The sequence below is a fragment of the Streptomyces sp. NPDC053426 genome, from assembly GCF_055585405.1.
In genome coordinates this window covers 73307-88777 of the sequence record NZ_JBVJKE010000014.1, presented here as the reverse complement: position 1 = coordinate 88777, position 15471 = coordinate 73307, and the positions used below count along the sequence as shown (strand labels likewise).

Annotated in this window: 15 protein-coding genes; 7 read left to right on the top strand and 8 right to left on the bottom strand. The window is 75.1% G+C overall.

The window, feature by feature from the left end:
- Window positions 1–11: 11 nt before the first annotated feature.
- From ACZ62B_RS27005 to ACZ62B_RS26985, 5 genes are read right to left on the bottom strand one after another with little or no spacing between them, the layout of a single operon-like run.
- Window positions 12–1388 carry an STM4012 family radical SAM protein gene (locus ACZ62B_RS27005; protein ID WP_468888844.1) on the bottom strand — a complete coding sequence of 459 codons (1377 nt, stop codon included), beginning with the start codon at window positions 1386–1388 and terminating at the stop codon, window positions 12–14.
- Window positions 1385–2206 carry an STM4013/SEN3800 family hydrolase gene (locus tag ACZ62B_RS27000; protein ID WP_344560147.1) on the bottom strand — a complete coding sequence of 274 codons (822 nt, stop codon included), beginning with the start codon at window positions 2204–2206 and terminating at the stop codon, window positions 1385–1387. Before ACZ62B_RS27000 ends, ACZ62B_RS27005 begins: the two co-directional genes overlap by 4 nt.
- Before the next feature lie 55 nt (window positions 2207–2261).
- Window positions 2262–3437, bottom strand: coding sequence for an STM4014 family protein (locus ACZ62B_RS26995; RefSeq protein WP_344560146.1), 1176 nt, complete (start codon window positions 3435–3437; stop codon window positions 2262–2264).
- Window positions 3418–4374 carry an STM4015 family protein gene (locus tag ACZ62B_RS26990; protein WP_469692337.1) on the bottom strand — a complete coding sequence of 319 codons (957 nt, stop codon included), beginning with the start codon at window positions 4372–4374 and terminating at the stop codon, window positions 3418–3420. The genes ACZ62B_RS26995 and ACZ62B_RS26990 overlap by 20 nt, the downstream gene beginning before the upstream one ends.
- A 7-nt stretch (window positions 4375–4381) precedes the next feature.
- A complete protein-coding gene (locus tag ACZ62B_RS26985) occupies window positions 4382–5341 on the bottom strand; it encodes an STM4015 family protein (RefSeq protein WP_344560144.1) in 960 nt (319 codons plus the stop codon).
- Window positions 5342–5562: 221 nt separating this feature from the next.
- On the opposite strand from ACZ62B_RS26985, the gene ACZ62B_RS26980 reads away from it, so the two are divergent.
- The 7 genes from ACZ62B_RS26980 to ACZ62B_RS26950 all read left to right on the top strand — a co-directional run bounded on the left by ACZ62B_RS26980 (window position 5563) and on the right by ACZ62B_RS26950 (window position 11459).
- Window positions 5563–5889: a hypothetical protein gene (locus ACZ62B_RS26980; protein WP_344560143.1), complete on the top strand. Its 327-nt coding sequence runs from the start codon at window positions 5563–5565 to the stop codon at window positions 5887–5889.
- 58 nt (window positions 5890–5947) lie between these two features.
- On the top strand, window positions 5948–7000 hold the full coding sequence (locus ACZ62B_RS26975; RefSeq protein ID WP_468723588.1) for a DUF6745 domain-containing protein: 1053 nt from the start codon (window positions 5948–5950) through the stop codon (window positions 6998–7000).
- Window positions 7001–7089: 89 nt separating this feature from the next.
- Window positions 7090–7242: a hypothetical protein gene (locus ACZ62B_RS26970; RefSeq protein WP_167748598.1), complete on the top strand. Its 153-nt coding sequence runs from the start codon at window positions 7090–7092 to the stop codon at window positions 7240–7242.
- Window positions 7243–7326: 84 nt separating this feature from the next.
- The gene (locus ACZ62B_RS26965) at window positions 7327–7743 is read left to right on the top strand and encodes an ATP-binding protein (protein ID WP_344560141.1); all 417 of its coding nucleotides are present in this window, start codon (window positions 7327–7329) and stop codon (window positions 7741–7743) included.
- Between the two features lie 68 nt (window positions 7744–7811).
- Window positions 7812–8492 carry an adenosylcobinamide amidohydrolase gene (locus ACZ62B_RS26960; RefSeq protein WP_344560140.1) on the top strand — a complete coding sequence of 227 codons (681 nt, stop codon included), beginning with the start codon at window positions 7812–7814 and terminating at the stop codon, window positions 8490–8492.
- 316 nt (window positions 8493–8808) lie between these two features.
- Complete coding sequence (locus ACZ62B_RS26955; protein ID WP_469692333.1) at window positions 8809–10380, top strand: PP2C family protein-serine/threonine phosphatase; 1572 nt, start codon at window positions 8809–8811, stop codon at window positions 10378–10380.
- Entirely contained in the window at window positions 10377–11459 is a 1083-nt protein-coding gene (locus ACZ62B_RS26950) for a cobalamin B12-binding domain-containing protein (RefSeq protein ID WP_468723580.1), read from the top strand. The genes ACZ62B_RS26955 and ACZ62B_RS26950 overlap by 4 nt, the downstream gene beginning before the upstream one ends.
- 278 nt (window positions 11460–11737) lie before the next feature.
- Here the strand turns inward: ACZ62B_RS26950 and ACZ62B_RS26945 are convergent, their stop codons facing one another.
- Genes ACZ62B_RS26945 through ACZ62B_RS26935 form a run of 3 tightly spaced genes read right to left on the bottom strand, consistent with a single transcriptional unit; the run spans window position 11738 to window position 15300 of the window.
- Entirely contained in the window at window positions 11738–13300 is a 1563-nt protein-coding gene (locus tag ACZ62B_RS26945) for an FAD-dependent oxidoreductase (RefSeq protein ID WP_344560137.1), read from the bottom strand.
- Window positions 13297–14028: a class I SAM-dependent methyltransferase gene (locus tag ACZ62B_RS26940; protein WP_468723576.1), complete on the bottom strand. Its 732-nt coding sequence runs from the start codon at window positions 14026–14028 to the stop codon at window positions 13297–13299. The genes ACZ62B_RS26945 and ACZ62B_RS26940 overlap by 4 nt, the downstream gene beginning before the upstream one ends.
- 36 nt (window positions 14029–14064) lie before the next feature.
- The gene (locus tag ACZ62B_RS26935; protein WP_468723574.1) at window positions 14065–15300 is read right to left on the bottom strand and encodes a lycopene cyclase family protein; all 1236 of its coding nucleotides are present in this window, start codon (window positions 15298–15300) and stop codon (window positions 14065–14067) included.
- Window positions 15301–15471: the final 171 nt, after the last annotated feature.

The window sequence follows — 15471 nt, the reverse complement described above, 5'->3', positions numbered from 1 at the left end:
CGGCTGCGGTCTCACTTCCGCTCGTAGGCGGCCATGGCGGCCCGCACGGCCGGGGAGAACAGCTCCGGGCCGATGGCGTCGGAGTGGGCCAGGCCCTCGGGGGTCAGGCGCAGGCGCGTGGCGCCGGGACCGGTGTCCTCCTCCAGCCAGCCGCGGTCGGCGAAGCGGGACAGCTCGGCCGGGAAGTCGTCCGCCGGGGCGCGGCCGTCGAACCGGGCGCGGTAGTCGGCGGTGTCGAGGCCCTCCGCCTGGAGCAGGGACTGCAGCAGGTGCCGGCGGCGGGCCTCGTCGGTGTCGATGCGGCGGCCGTACTCGGCGTGGGCGAAGTCGGCGGCCGGGCGGGAGACGTAGTCGTCGACGATGCCGCGGATCTCGTGCATGCCGACGGCGTAGTCGAAGGAGTAGTGCAGTCCCGCGGTGTAGGAGCGGGCGCCGCAGCCGAGGCCGATCATGCCGTCGGTCTGGCAGGCGTAGTCGTCCGCGCCCTGCGGCGGGGCGTCCGCGCGGCGGAACATGCGCATGGACTGCTGTGCGTAGCCGTGGGCGAGGAGGTGGTCGCGGCCCAGGCGGTACAGGCGCAGCCGCTGCTCGTCCCAGGCCGGGTCCGCCTCGCCCGCGCGTCGGCCGAGGCCGGTCAGGGGCCGTATGTAGAGGGGGTAGAGGTACAGCTCCTCGGGGTGCCAGGCGAGGGCGGCGTCCAGGGAGCGCAGCCAGGTGTGTTCCGTCTGGCCGTCGATGCCGTAGATCAGGTCGATGTTGAGGACGGGGATGCGGGCGTCGCGGACACGGCCGAGGGCCGCCTCGACGTCGGCGCGGCGCTGCGGGCGTACGGCGGCGCGGGCCTCGGTGTCGTCGAAGCTCTGCACGCCCAGGCTGAGACGGGTGGTGCCGCGCGCGGCCAGCACGTCGAGGCGGTCGGCGGTGGCCGTGGCGGGTGAGGCCTCCACGGACAGCGGGACGGCGCGTAGGTCGGCGCCCATGCGGTGTTCGGCGATGTCGCACAGCCGCTGGAGTTCGGCGGCGGTGAGGAAGGTGGGGGTGCCGCCGCCGAAGGCGGCCGTGGCGAACCGCACGGGTTGGCTCTCCCCCAGTGCCTCCCGTACGGCGGTCGCCTGCCGGTCCAGGGCGTCCAGGTAGGCGCCGGTCAGGCCGTCGGGGGCGCCGATGCGGGTGAACAGGTTGCAGAAGCCGCAGCGGACCTCGCAGAACGGGATGTGCAGATAGAGGGAGAGGGCGTCCTTGGGTTCGCCGGCCCAGAGGGTGTCGAGGCGGGGACGGTCGGCGAGTTCGCGGTAGGCGGTCTTGTGCGGGTAGGCGTAGACGTAGCTCTGGTACGGGCTCGCCGGGGCGTCGGCGCCGGTCCGGGCGGGGGTGGCGGTGGTGGTCATCGGGCGGCCTCGGCGGGGGTGCGGTCCAGGAAGAAGTGGGCGTAGGGCACGGTCCACACGGACTCGTGGCCGATGCGGTGGCCGGTGTAGCCGTCGTCGCCGTAGGCGGTGCCGTGGTCGGAGCAGACGACGGCGAAGCAGCGGCGCCGGCTGCTCGCGGCGGCGAACAGCCGGCCGATGTGCCGGTCCACGTACTCCAGGGCGGCGGCGTGGGTGGCGCGGGTGTCGCCGTCCTCACGGGTCGCGCCGGGCCGGTGGAACCAGTTGGGCTGGTGCAGTGCGGCGACGTTGACGAAGAGGAACAGGCGCCGCTCGTCGGGGAGTTCGCGTACGACGTGTTCCGCGCGGGCCACCTGGGCCTCGAACGACGTGGGCGAGGCGACGCCGAACTCCGGCTCCCAGTGGGACTCCTGGAACAGTCCGGGCAGCACCGAGCCGAGCGGCCCTTGCTTGTTGAAGAAGCCGACCCCGCCCACGCACACCGTGCGGTAGCCCTCCCGCGCGAGGCCGGACACCAGATCGGGGGTGTCGTAGACGAAGGTGCGTCCGGCCGTGGTCTCGCTGCCGGCGAACCGGGCCGCGAACAGCCGCGGATGCGGGCCGGGCGCGGCGGGTGTCGGCAGGAATCCGGCGAAGATCGCCTGGTGGGAGGCGTAGGTGAAGCTGCCGGGGGCGTGCCGCCGCTCCCAGCGGCCGCCGGGCAGATGGCGGGCCAGGTTCGGGATGCGTCCCTCGGCGGCGAGTTCGGCGGCGACGTCGAAGCGGAGGGTGTCGAGGGTGACGAGGAGGATGTCGTGGCTGCCGACGATCTCGTTCATGTCCGGGTCTCGGTCCGGTGCGGCGGCCCCGTGGGGGCCGGGCGCGGGCGTCGGTTCAGGCGCTGACATGGGTGGTTCCCGTTCTGTACCGGTGGTGCGGGTGGGACGGGCCGGTGGTGCGGCGCAGGACCGCCGCGACCTGGGCCGCGTAGGTGTCGAGGCCCTCCGCCCCGCTGCCCGGCAGTCCGGTGAGGCGGGGCAGCAGGTCGCCGAAGGCGTTGACCTCGCCGACGGCGAACCGGCGCCAGCCGACGGCCGGGAGCAGGTCGACGCCGACACACAGGGTGCGCGGGAAGCAGGCCGCCGCGCGCTCGCACACGGCGAGGGCGTCCGCCCACCGGCCGCCGGCCGCCTCGACGGCGTCGCGCACCGCGTCGAGGTCGCCGCGGGTGCCGCCGAGATGGAGGTTGGTCATCGGTGAGGCGCTGGTGCGCACGACGGCGTGGGTGGCGCGGCCGGCCACCACCACGACCCGCAGATCGGCGGCGCGGCCCCGCTGGGAGGCCTTGGGCAGCCAGCGCTCCAGGTGGAGGCCGTCGGGGGCGAGGGCGTCCACGACGGCGGCGATGTCCCGCTCCCGCTCGTAGCGGCGCACCGTCAGGGAGTTGAACAGCCTGCCGTCCCCGGTGAGTTCGACGGAGGTGGTGGCTCTGACGCGGCCGCTGCCCGACGCCTCGACGGCGAGCACCCCGGAGGCCGAGGAGCCGTGCGCGAGCTTGACGAAGAGTCTCGGCATGCGGTGCTCGCGCATGACGGCGCGTACGTCGTCCCAGCCGGTCACCCCTACGGCGTCCGGGCCGGAGGTGGGTGACCCGGGCACGGGGACGCCCGCCGCGTCGAGGACGGCGTGGCAGCGCCGTTTGTCGAACATGACGGCCAGTTCGCCGGCGTCGTCGAGCCGGATGCCGCCGCGCAGTCCGCGGACGGCCTCGGTGAACCGCGCGTACCAGCGTGCCGAGCCCTCCACGCGGGTGGGGTCCTGGACGTCCCTCAGCAGCCGGTCGACGTCGGGGTTCTCGCCGGGTGAGTCGAGCCGGACGGTCTCGTCGGCGGCGAAGTCGGCCCCGCCCTCGCGCAGGACCCGCTCCCAGGGCACGACGCGCGGTGCGGGCAGTCCGGCCGCGCGGGCGGCGTCGGTGTAGAGGGCCGTCCTGCGGTTCTCCGGGTTGCCCACGACGGCGAGGCGCACGGGGGTGCCGGCCCGCCCCGGTTCATTCCCCGACCGCGACATAACGCTCCTCCGGCCGGTACTCGCTGCGGTGGGCGGGTGTGAGGCCGAGGTCCTGGACGTGCGGTCCCAGCGTCTCGCGCACGCGGCGGGTCATCTCCTCGCTCATGTAGTGGTGCCCGAGGTCCAGCGCCCGCAGATGGGTCAGCGGCTGCCCCGAGAGCAGCGCGGCTCCCCCCTCGTCGCTGAGGGTGCCCATGCTCAGGTCGAGGGAGTCCAGACCCGCGACGACGGGCGCGGCGGCCACGGCGGCGGCGATCTCGTCCTGGATGTCGCTGTTGCACAGGCCCAGGTGGGCGAGGCGGGGGCTGCGGTCCAGCATGGCGAGGAGTGCCCGGACGTCGGCCGGGGTGCAGTCGCCGCCGTACCAGTTGGTGCCCAGCCACAACTCCAGGTGATGCAGGGCGGGGAGGTCGCAGGCCGCCAGGCCGCGTACCGGCTCGGGCGGCAGCCCGCCGGACTCGACGCGCAGCCTGCGCAGCTCCTCGTGCCGCAGCGGCTCGATCACCAGGTTCTCGGCGCCGCGCACACCGAGTTCGTACAGACCGGGCCAGGCGCGCAGCACCCGGCCGACGTCGCCCTGTTTGATCCAGGAGATCTCCGACTGCTCGGACTCGACGTCGCCGAGGAAGACCGCCCGCAGCCTCGGCAGCCGGTGTGCCCCGGCCGTGATCAGGTCGAGGACGGGGTCGACGCCGTGCTCGTCCCACTCCTGCCACCAGGCGCCGATGACGAGGGCCACGACCTCGTCGGTGCGGACCTGGTCCAGGAACGAGCTCCACCGGTCCTCGAAGGGCACCTCCCAGTCGGCCGTGAGCCGCCAGGCGACGGAGGCGGGGGCCGGGAGGTCCGGGCCGGAGCCCTTCTCGTCGGTGACGCCGTCGAAGTGGTGCACGGGCAGTCCGTGGAAGCGGGTCAGGTACGAGGGGTAGTAGCCCATGGCGTGCTCACTCCCCCACCGAGACGTAGCGGTGGACGGTGCCGTCGTCGTCCTCGTCCCAGTCGGCGTCGTCCTTGTCGAGGTCCAGCTCGACGCCGGCGGGTCCGAGTGTCTCGCGCAGGCGCTGCCCCAGGGGTTCGCTGAGGTAGTTGTGGTGCAGGTCCAGCTTCTTGAGGTGGGTCAGGGGCTGGCCGCCGAGGAGGGCGGTGGCGCCGTCGTCGCCGAGGGTTCCCATGGACAGGTCGAGCACCTCCAGCCGGGCGACGACCGGCGCGGACGCCACGGCGGCGGCGATCTCGTCCTGGATCTCGCTGTTGCGCAGGGCCAGGTGCCGCAGCCGAGGCAGCCGGGCACCGGAGAGGATCGGCTCCAGGTCGGCGGCCTCGCTGTCGGCGCCGTACCAGGAGGTGCCGAGCCACAGGTCGAGGTTCTCCAGCGCGGGCAGTTCACTGGCCCCGATGCCGCGGACGACGTCCACCGAGAGACCGCCGGTCTCCATGGTCAGGGTGCGCAGCGCGTCGTGGCGCAGGGCGATGAACTTCAGCCCCTGTCCCCCGCGCACACCGAACTCCTCCAGGTCCGGGAAGGCCGACAGCAGGGGTGTCACGTCGGTCTGGGTGATCCAGGAGATCTCGCACTCCTCGGAGTGCATGTCCCCGAGGAACAGCGACCGCAGGCCGGGCAGCCGGTCACGCGCCGCCACCAGCGCCTCGACGACGTCGGCGGAACTCCTCTCGTACGCGTCCTCCCAGGCGCCCACGATCAGGGCGCGGACCCGGGTGGTGTCGACCGCGGAGCAGAAGCGGGCGAAGGCCTCGGTCCACTGCTCCTCGGCGTCGTAGGTGTCGGCGGTGATCCGCCAGGCCACGGTCTCGGGTCCGGGCAGCTCACGCGGTGTCTCGCCGGGCCCGGGAAAGGTGAGGGCGGGAAGGCCGTACAGCTCCTCGAGGTGGCCACCGATGGTCATACGGGCTGCTCCTGTCGTGCGACGCGGGAAGGAAGGCGGTGCGTGGGCGAGGCCGTCACGGGACACGGGGTGCGGGCCGTCCGGCGGTGCGTGCAGCAGTTCTACCAACAGCGACTGACAACGCCCGGCGGCGGGTCCGGTGACGGTCCGTTGTCAGTGCCGGCTCGTACTGTCCGCACATGGACTCCGGAGCACCGTGCGCCGGAGCGGAGGGGAGAGCCATGTACCGGCAGGGAGACGTGCTGATCGTGCCCGTCGCGGACGGGGCGGTGCCGGCCCACGTCCCGGACGCGCCCAAGGAGCCGCGCGACGCCAGGGGCCGGCTGGTGCTGGCCCTGGGGGAGGTCACCGGACACGCGCACGCGGTGCTCGGGAAGGGCGAGCTCATCCGTGAACCGGGCCCGTTCGGGCCGTTCCTGCTGCACCTGCCCGAGGGCGGCCGGGTCGTCCACGAGGAGCACGCGGCGATCGCGCTGCCGAAGGGCTGGTTCCGGGTGATCCGGCAGCGGGAGTACGTCCCCGGCTCGGTGCGGCTGGTGGCGGACTGACGGACGCCGGCGACCGTACGGAACACCACACCACAGCAGGGGACAGGGGACGTTGACGATGACGATCACGCAGGAGAGCGGCAAGGCGGCCGCACTGGCGATGAGCGCCGGGGAGACGGCGCGCTGGCGTGCCTGGGCCTCGGCCACCGGGCCCGCCGACCGGGCGGCGGCGGAGGAGGGCGTCCGGCTGGCCTACCGGAGCGCCGGGCTGAGTGAGCCGGAGCGCGTGATCTGGGCCGGGTCGCCGCGCGAGGGCGTGACGCTGGTCCGGGAGGGGACGGACTTCGGGGCGAGCGTGCGCGAGGCGGTGCGCACCGCGCCGTGGGCGGCCGAACGCGACCGCCGGTACGAGAAGTTGGGTGCGACGGGCTGGTCCCGGCACTGGTCGGTGACCGGCGGCGCGCTGTGGGACGCCACTCAGGCGCTGGTCGACCGGATCCGCGCCGGGGTGCTCGACGACCTCGCCGCCGACGAACCGGCCGCCCGCACGGAGATACGGCTGATCCTGCTGGACGCGCTGCTCGGGCAGCACGACGCGCCGTGGCTGTCCGCCCTGCGCACCGAGGGGTCCGCGCTCGCCGGGCCGGCCCTGGTGTGCCGCAGCGCCGGCTGGTGGTGGCCGTTCGAGAAGGTGGCGGTGGTGTGCGAGCGTCCCGTCGCCCTGCACCGGGACGAGGCCGGCCGGCTCGACCACGGCGACGGGCCCGCCCTGGAGTTCCCCGACGGTTTCGCCCTGTGCGCCTGGCGCGGCATGCCGGTGACGCGCGCCTTCCTGGAGGAGCTGCGCACGCTCACCCCGGAGCGGATCCGGCAGGAGGAGAACGCCGAACTGCGGCGGGTGATGCTCGAGTACTACGGCTACGACCGCTATCTCGCCGACTCGGGCGCGCAACCCCTGCACCGGGACGGCACGGGCACGCTCTGGCGCGTCGAACTGGCCGACGACGAGCCGGTCGTCATGGTCGAGGTCCTCAACTCCACGCCCGAACCGGACGGCACCCACCGCACGTACTGGCTCCGTGTGCCGCCGACGACCCGGACGGCCAGGGAGGGGGTGGCGTGGACGTTCGGCCTGGGAGCGGAGGTGTACGAGCCGCTGGAGGAGACGTGAGCCCGTCCGGCCGCCCGAGGGCTGACTCCGCCCGCAGGGGGTAGGCGGAGAACGGCAAGGACGAACCGGATCCGCGGAAGGGAGCACCCATGCCGAGCATGGTGGAGCGCATCAAACAGTTCGCCAGGAGCCCTCAGGGGCGGCGTACGGCCGAGCAGGTACGGCGGGCGGCGGCCGACCCCCGGCGCCGGGCCCAGGCGCAGCGTCTGCTGGGCCGGCTCCGCGGCGGCGGCCACCGCTGAGCCGTTCGAGCCGTTTCGCTTCCGCTTCCGCGCGGTCCGGCACGTACTCGTCCGGGCCGCGTGGCGACGACCGGGAAGGATTCCATGAACGAGTCGTCGGTCCGTACGGTGGGCTGGGCGCGCTCACTGCCGACGGACCACGGGGTGAAGGCCGCCCGCGACTGGGCACGCGAGCACCTCGTCGCGCTGGGCTGGGACACGGCCGCCCCCGAGACGGCGGACGCCGTGCTGCTGACCGTTTCGGAACTGGTCACCAACGCGCACGTCCACGCCCGCGGCAGCGCGCAACTGGTCATGTCCTGGGACGGCCGTTGTCTGCACGTCTCGGTGCACGACAGGTCCGCGGCCCTGCCGACGCCCCGTGGACCGAGCACCGAACGTACCGGCGGACGCGGCATGCTGCTGGTCGACGCCCTGGCCGACACCTGGGAGGCCCGCCCCTGCCCCCACGGCAAGACCGTCACGGCCTGCTTCCGGCTGCCGGAGGGCGCACGGCGCTGACCCGCCCCGTGCGCGGCGGGCGACAGGCCCTAGGATCGGTCGGTCCGCCCAGCAAGGAGCCCCGCACGGTGACCGCCGTTCTCCCCCAGCCCCGTTCCACCCCCGCCCTGCCGTCCCCTCGGTGCCTGACCCGTGTCGAGAACGGCGAACGGCTGCACGCGCTGCTGTGGACCGCGGGGCCCGGTCGGCGGATGATCAGCAGCGCGGTGCTGGGCGGGGGCATCGGCGAGCGGACCTGGGTCCTCAACGCCCAGGTCTCCCACGGCTACCGGCGCACCGACCCCGACCGGCACCTGGCGGAGCTCGCCGCCGCCGCGGGTGCGCGGGGCCCGGGGGTGGGGCTGATGACCGCGGCGGACGTCTCGGCGTACGCGCGCGCGGAGGACGCCGGCGCGGTGGCCTGCGTCACGGCGGGCGTCGACGTGCGCGGCTGGGCCGCACGGCCCGGGGAGGGCGCGGACGGGCTCCAGGGGCCGGGCACGATCAACATCGTCGTCGCCCTGCCGGTGCCGCTGAGCGACGCCGCCCTGGTCAACGCGGTGAGCACGGCGACGGAGGCGAAGGTGCAGGCCCTCCTGGAGGCGGGCCTCGACTGTTCGGGCACGCCCACCGACGCGGTGTGCGTCGCCGCCCGCACACCGGGCCCGGACGAGGAGGAGCACGCCTTCGCCGGGCCCCGTTCCCTGTGGGGGGCGCGGCTGGCGCGCGCCGTCCACCGCGCCGTGCGCGAGGCCGTGACGGCGCTCTGAGCGCCGCCGCCGCCCGGCGCGGGCCGCCCGGGAGCGCGCCGGGCACGGGTGCGGGCGGTACGGGCGAAGAGCGGGAGTAAGGGCCCTGCCCCGGGGTACGCAGCCGCCCGGCGGGCTCGTCGCCGTCCGGGCAGGTTGATTTCGTGGACACGGATGGGGGACTGTGGCAGCCGGATCCGGTTTCCCCGGCAGAGAGGCGGTGGGGTGCGCACGACGCGTGCCTGCGCTTGTGATTCCTTCCCCAGGCCCACCCGCCCACCCGCGTGACACGGACGTCCGTACCGGTCCGACGTGGCAGGACGCCCCCTGCCCGGTCGTGGTCCTCGACGCGAAGGGCACGGTCGTGGACCTGAACCCGCCCGCCCGGCTGGTGCTGGCGGGCCGTGACGAAGGAGACGGCCCACGGAACGTGGTGCCGGCCTGGCTGGCGGACGCGCACCGGAGCCTCACCGCCAAAACGGACGTCACGCCGGCGGGCCCGTCGGCCGCCGGGGAGATCGGTGACCGGTTCTTCGAGGCGCATCCCAGCCCGGCCGCGGACGGGGGCGCCGTGTGGTGGCTGGTGGACGGCACCGGCCGCCGCCGGGCGGAGACGTCCCTGAGGAGCGCCCGCGAGCAGGCGGAGATCCGCGCCATGGTCTCCAGCACCCTGCTCGCGTCGTTGAACGTGCCGCGCTGCGCGGAGGTCGCGACGCAGCTGGCGGCCGAGCACCTCGCCGACGCCGCGCTGCTCGTCCTGCCGCCCGCCGGGCGCCGCCACGCCGTGACCCACGCCCTGCGCGGCGGGCCCGCGGAGCACACCTCGCTCCAGTTCGACGCCCGGGACGTCCCCGGACTGGCCGAGGCCCTCCAGGGTTTCCCGCCGGTGCCCGCGCGCTGGATCGACCCCGGCGCCCTCCCCGGGTGGGTCGTCCCGGAGGGTTTCGACGGGCCCGTCGGCTCCGTCATCGTCACTCCGCTTCCCGGCCACGGGGTGTCCGCCGGTGCGCTGATCCTGCTCCGCACCGGCACGGAGCGGGCCTTCACCCCGGACGAGGAGGCGTTCGCCCGGCTCTTCTCCGCACGCGCGGGCGCCGCGCTGTCGGCCGCGCGCCTGTACAGCGAGCAGAGCGCGATCACCACCACGCTCATGCGGGAGCTGCTGCCGCCGGCCCTGGAGAGCCTGCACGGGGTGGACTACGCGGGGCGCTACCGCGCCGCCAGCGACCACGAACGGATCGGTGGTGACTTCTACGACGTCCATCCCGGGGCCGACGCCTCGCAGGAGACGTTCGTCGTGCTGGGCGACGTGGCCGGCAAGGGGCTGGACGCGGCGGTCCTGACCGGGAAGATCCGCAACACGCTGCACGCGCTGCTGCCCCTGGCCTCCGACCACCGGCAGGTCCTCACCCTGCTCAACGGAGCCCTGCTCACCTCGCACCACACCCGCTTCGCCACCATGGTGCTGGCTTCCGTCAGGCGCGAGGGCCACCGGGTGCGTCTCCGGCTGACCAGCGCCGGGCACATGCCCCCGCTCATCGTCCGCGCCGACGGCCGCGTCGAGGAGGCGGCCACCCACGGCACCCTCGTCGGAGCGCTTCCCTCCGTCACGGTGCGGACGGCCGAGGAGGTGCTCGCGCCCGGGGAGACGTGTCTGCTCTACACCGACGGCATCACCGAGGCCCGCGGCGGACCGCTGGGCGACGAACTGTTCGGGGAGCACCGGCTGCGGCAGGCGCTGGCGGAGTGCGCCGGCATGCCGGGGGAAGCGGTCGTGGAGCGGGTGCAGATGCTGGCCGCCCAGTGGCTGGGCGGCGGCGGCCACGACGACATGGCCGCCCTCGCCATCAGCGCACCGCGCACGGCGCCGCCCACGGACGCCGGCGAAGCCCCGGGGAGGGACACGTGAGCACGGACCGCCCGTCGACCGCCGTTCTGCGCGACGAACTCTGGCGGGCGGTGCTCGAGGGCACCGAGTACGACGCCGTCGACGTGGTGCGCGCCGGGCTCGACGCGGGATGGGAGGAGGAGGCCCTGCTGCTCGACGTCGTCGCGGCGGTGCAGGAGAGGATCGGCGCCGAATGGGCCGCCGACCGCATCACCGTCGCCCAGGAGCACGCCGCCACGGCCATCAACGAGCGCGTGATCGCCGCCCTCGTCCACCGTCCGGCGGCGGGCAGGCCCGTCCCCCCGCACCGCGGGCGGGTGACGGTCACCTGCGTCGACGGCGAGTGGCACGCCTTCCCGGCCCGGCTCGTCGCCGAGGTCCTGCGGCTGCGGGGCTGGCAGGTGGACTACCTGGGCGCCCAGACGCCCACGCCCCACCTCGTCGCCCACCAGCACCACACCGACTCCGACGCCGTCCTGCTCTCCGGGTCGGTCCCCACCCACCTCCCGGCCGCGCACGCGGCCATCACCGCCTGCCAGGCCGTCGGGGTGCCCGTGCTCGCCGGGGGCAGGGCCTTCGGCGAGGACGGCCGGTTCGCGCGGGCCCTGGGCGCCGACGGGTGGGCCCCGGACGCCCGCGGCGCGGCCGCCGCGCTGGAGGCCGGTCTGCCGCGCCCCACGGCGGTCCGGCAGGCGGTCGACGACCTGCCGCACCTGGCGGACCAGGAGTACACGATGGTGGTCCGGTCCCGCAGTCAGCTGGTCAAACAGGTGCTGACGGACCTGGAGAGCCGGTTCCCGGCCATGCGCGGGTACGACGACGCGCAACGGGAGCGGACCGCGGAGGACCTGGTCCACATCCTCGACTTCCTGGCCACCGCCCTGTACGTGGACGACGCGGAGGTGTTCACCGGATTCCTGGAGTGGACCTCCGAGGTGCTCGCCGCACGGCGTGTCCCGGTGCACTCCCTGGTGACGGGTCTGGACATCCTCGCGGAGCAGCTGCGCGACTTCCCCCGGGGCCTGCGCTTCGTCCGCGCGGGCGCGGCCGGTCTCCGCGGCCGGCCCGCCGGCCCGGTCGTCCACGGCACCGCCGTATGAGCGCGCCGCGCCGGTGTCCGCCCCGCGCAGGATCCGGAGACCGCGACACCGACCGTGCGCGTCGGGGGTGAACCCGACGGCGCCCGCGGTGCGGAGCTGATCGCCGTCGCGGTGGCGCACCTGACCGGGCCGGCCCCGCCGTACGGCCGGACAACCGGCCGCCCGTCCTCGACCGCCTCTCCTCCACCGGACCGACGTCCTCGAACACCTCACCGCGGCGGGGGCGGGGGCCGAACGATCCGGGCCCGGCGGCTGACCCCGGCCGCCGCCGCTTCCCGTCAGCCCGCCGGCCGCCCCAGCCGGGCCAGGGAACGCAGCAGGGCGCCGCGTCCCCGGTCGGGCACCGTCCACAGGGTCTGGCCGCGTACTCCCCAGCGTTCCAGCAGGGCGTTGGCGGCGAGGAACCCGGTCGTCGCGGCGCGTTCCATCAGTGCGACGGGCAGGTCGGTGCGGACCAGGTCGCCGGCCATCGTCACACCGGGCTCCGGGGTGCGTACCGTCGGCCGGTCGGCGTGGCCGCCCACGGGGAACAGCGGGCAGTCGGCCCGCCACTCGTGCCGGGCGTCGACGATCACGGCCGTCCGTGTCTCCGGGTAGACGCGGTGCAGTTGCGCGGTCAGCCGCTTCCGCTCGACGTCCCGGGACGCGTCCGGGGGCAGGGCGTAGGCGTGGAGTTCGACGACGGAGCCCCCGGTGCGGGAGGCCCAGCGGGCCGCTTCGTCCTCGTAGCGGTCCAGCACGCTGATGTTGTCGAGGCCGGCGTATCCGCTCGTGCCCAGGAACGCGGGCCGGTCGGGTGCGACGGGCCGGTCCAGCCACAGGCGGGTGACCAGGAACGGCGGGGCGTCGCGCAGGCGTGCGATCCGTTCCCGCCACGGGCCGTCGCCCAGCCGGCCGGAGCGGGCGACCAGGGCGCGCAGTCCCGCGGCGTCGAGGGCGAGGACGACGGTGTCGTGACGGCGCTCCTCCCCGGTGGTGGCGACCTCGTAGCCGCCGTCCCCGGTGGGGGCGATGCGCTCGACGGCCGTGGCGGTGCGGATCCGGGCGCCGTGCCGTCGCAGGTAGCCCGCCAGGGGGTCCCACAGGGCGGCGGGGAAGGGCGCGTCGGGCACGTCGAACAGCAGCCCTTCGGCGGAGCCGAGGAAGTAGATGTGGAACATCAGGACCATCTCGGCGGCCGACAGGTGCCGGGGGTCGGCGAAGAAGCTGCGGGAGAACACCTCGAAGGCCAGGTGGCGGGCGCTGCTCGGGAAGCGCACGGCGTCGAGGAAGTCGTGGGCGCTGACGCCGTCCAGGCGTTCGTACACCTCGGGCACGCGCACGTCGAGCAGCTCGAGGGCCGCGAGCGGTCTCATGCGGCGCAGGTCGCGCACGCGGAAGGAGGGGCTGAGGGCGACGAAGCCGAGCGCGCTCCACGGCGGGGTGCGGGGGACGTGGCGGAAGCCGTCCCGCGGTCCGTCGCCGTGCCGCAGCGGGTAGTCCGGCAGGCCGGTGAGCCGTTCCAGGCCGGGGTCGGTACGGCGCAGCAGACCGCGCAGGTTGTAGTACTGGCGGAAGAAGGCGTGGAAGCCCCGGCTCATGGTCGCCCGGGTGCCGTCCGCCAGGCCGGTCGGCCAGCCGCCGACGCGTCCGCCCAGGAAGGGTTCGCGTTCGTAGAGCGTCACGGCCACGCCGCGCTCGGCCAGCGCGGTCGCCGCGGCCAGGCCGGCGATGCCGCCGCCGACGACGGCGGTGGTCGGGCGGGCGCCCTCGATCCGGCGCGTCCCGGGCGGAGCCGCGAGCACCCGGGCGCGGCGGTCCCGGCCGTGCCGGGTGGCGTCCGGGCGGCGGGCGGGGTTCATCCCTCGTCCTCGCTCTCCGTGCGGGGCCGCCGGCCGACGAAGGTGTGGGTGATGCCCGTCTGCCATCCCGGCAGGGGCAGGGCGCGCACCGCCTCGAAGCCGGCCGCGCGCAGCCGGCCGGCGAAACGGCCGGCGGTGTCGAACTCCACGACGCTGCGCCGCAGGTGACGGTAGAGCTCGGCGTCCCCGAGCACGGTGGCCGCCGGCTGGACGATGCCGCGGCACACCAGGGTCCACACCACGCGGTCCGCGCGGCGTCCGCCGAGCGTGTACTCGTGCACGCCCAGTCTCCCGCCGGGGGCCAGCAGTGCGCGCACGGTGGTGAGCACGGCGTCCGGGTCGGTGACGTTGCGCAGGAGGTAGGCCGCGAACACCGCGTCGAAGGGGCCCTCCACCCCGGCCTCCGCCAGTCCTTCCGCCGGTGCCCGTACGAAGGTCACACCGTCCGGCCAGTTCTTGGCGGCGGCCCGTTCGAGCATGCCGGCGGAGGCGTCCACGGCCACGATCCGCGCGTCCGGCAGCACCGCGGAGAGCGCGGCGGTCGACGCGCCGGTGCCGCAGCCGAGGTCCAGGACGCGCAGTCCCTCGCCCTGTCCCCGCAGTCCCAGGCGGCGTGCCGAGCGGCGGAGGTGGGCGTGGTAGCCGGGGTTGGCGGCCACCAGGGCGTCGTAGCCGCGGGCGGCGTGGTCGAAGGCGGCGGCGAGGTTCTCGTCGCGCAGCAGGGTCATGCGGTCTCCCGGTGCGAAAGGGACGGGCGGCCCGGGTCAGGGGCCGTCGAAGGGGCGGCGGGGCAGGGCGGGCAGTTCCAGCGCCGAGCGGAGCATGGGGCCGATGGGGGCGTGCAGGCCGACGGCGAGGTCCTCGTGGAGCCGGGTGCGGCCGTCCAGGAAGCGCAGCAGGCGCCGCATGGGCACGCGGGTGAAGAGGCGGGAGAACAGCGCGGGTCCGTCGGCCCGGCCGCTGTCCAGGGCGCGCAGCAGGACGGCGTCCATGGCCCGGGAGCGGGCCGAATGGGCGGGGGGCGGCACAGGGGTGCGGCCCTGGCGGAGGGCGGCGGCGACGGCCCTCGTCTGCCGTTGGATCCCGGCGAAGGTGTAGCCGGTCGAGGGGCGGGTGGCGCCGCCCGCGGCACCGATGCGGAAGACGGAGGCACCGACCCGGCGGGGGATCACGGCGTCGGTCATCGGGATGACGCCCGTCTCGGTGGACAGGACCCGCAGTTCCCCCAGCCGGAGTACGTCCTCGGTGTACCGCCGTACCGCCGACTCGTAGCCGTCGGCGGTGAGGGGGCGCCGGGAGAACTCGGTGTACTCCACCAGCGCCTCGCGGCGGCCGACGGGCAGGACGTAGCCGAAGGACAGCCCGTCGGCGGGCTGGAGGGTGCGGAAGTCCATCAGGTCGGCGGTCCGCGGGTCGAAGACCGGGCGGGCGGTGCGGACGAACCAGCCGTGGAAGTGCTGCAGCAGGGTGGTGCGGGCGGCCGGCAGGCTGCCCGGGGGACGTGAGTCGAACACCCAGCGGGCCCGCAGGGAGCGGGTGCGGGCGTCGGTGTCCCGCAGCCGGACCAGGGCTCCCCCGGGCACGTCCTCCACGGTCTCGACGGTCGCCTCCAGCCGGCGGACGACCGGGCTGCCGGCCAGGTCGTGGCCGACCAGGTGCTCGAAGTCGTCGGACCGGATCATCTTGTAGCGCAGCGGCGCGATGTCCCCCTCGGCCGCCCGTCCGGAAGGGGGACGCACCCGCAGGTGCCGCCAGGCCGCCGTGACGGCGGCGTCGAAACGGCCCGCGCCCGCTTCCCAGAAGCACCAGGTGCGGCGCGGGGGACGCATCGGGCCGGGCGGGGCGTCCACCAGGACGACCGACGGCGCCCGGGTTCCCGGCACGGTCCGCGACAGACGGTGGGCCAGGGACAGTCCGGCGGCCCCCGCCCCGACGATCGCCACGTCGGCGTCCAGCACGACGGCACGCTCCTCCCGCTCCTCGGCACCCGTGTCCAGCATTCCTGCCTGTGTGCCCGATCGGATGCGGGTCACTCGGACGTGTGACGGATCGCTGCCGGTGAGACGAGGGGGCACAGGGGGAAGGCATGCGGCGGCACGCGCCGGACCGTTCCCGCCCGTGCCGCATCCGCGTGCGGTGCGCGAGCGGAAGGCATGGGCGAGGGAACGCCC

Coding starts and splice junctions, on each gene's coding strand:
- ACZ62B_RS26985 (WP_344560144.1), bottom strand. CDS start 5,341: ATGACCATCGGTGGCCACCTCGAGGAGCTGTACGGCCTTCCCGCCCTC.
- ACZ62B_RS26995 (WP_344560146.1), bottom strand. CDS start 3,437: ATGTCGCGGTCGGGGAATGAACCGGGGCGGGCCGGCACCCCCGTGCGC.
- ACZ62B_RS26940 (WP_468723576.1), bottom strand. CDS start 14,028: ATGACCCTGCTGCGCGACGAGAACCTCGCCGCCGCCTTCGACCACGCC.
- ACZ62B_RS26935 (WP_468723574.1), bottom strand. CDS start 15,300: ATGCTGGACACGGGTGCCGAGGAGCGGGAGGAGCGTGCCGTCGTGCTG.
- ACZ62B_RS26945 (WP_344560137.1), bottom strand. CDS start 13,300: ATGAACCCCGCCCGCCGCCCGGACGCCACCCGGCACGGCCGGGACCGC.
- ACZ62B_RS26980 (WP_344560143.1), top strand. CDS start 5,563: ATGTACCGGCAGGGAGACGTGCTGATCGTGCCCGTCGCGGACGGGGCG.
- ACZ62B_RS27000 (WP_344560147.1), bottom strand. CDS start 2,206: ATGAACGAGATCGTCGGCAGCCACGACATCCTCCTCGTCACCCTCGAC.
- ACZ62B_RS27005 (WP_468888844.1), bottom strand. CDS start 1,388: ATGACCACCACCGCCACCCCCGCCCGGACCGGCGCCGACGCCCCGGCG.
- ACZ62B_RS26975 (WP_468723588.1), top strand. CDS start 5,948: ATGACGATCACGCAGGAGAGCGGCAAGGCGGCCGCACTGGCGATGAGC.
- ACZ62B_RS26970 (WP_167748598.1), top strand. CDS start 7,090: ATGCCGAGCATGGTGGAGCGCATCAAACAGTTCGCCAGGAGCCCTCAG.
- ACZ62B_RS26965 (WP_344560141.1), top strand. CDS start 7,327: ATGAACGAGTCGTCGGTCCGTACGGTGGGCTGGGCGCGCTCACTGCCG.
- ACZ62B_RS26990 (WP_469692337.1), bottom strand. CDS start 4,374: ATGGGCTACTACCCCTCGTACCTGACCCGCTTCCACGGACTGCCCGTG.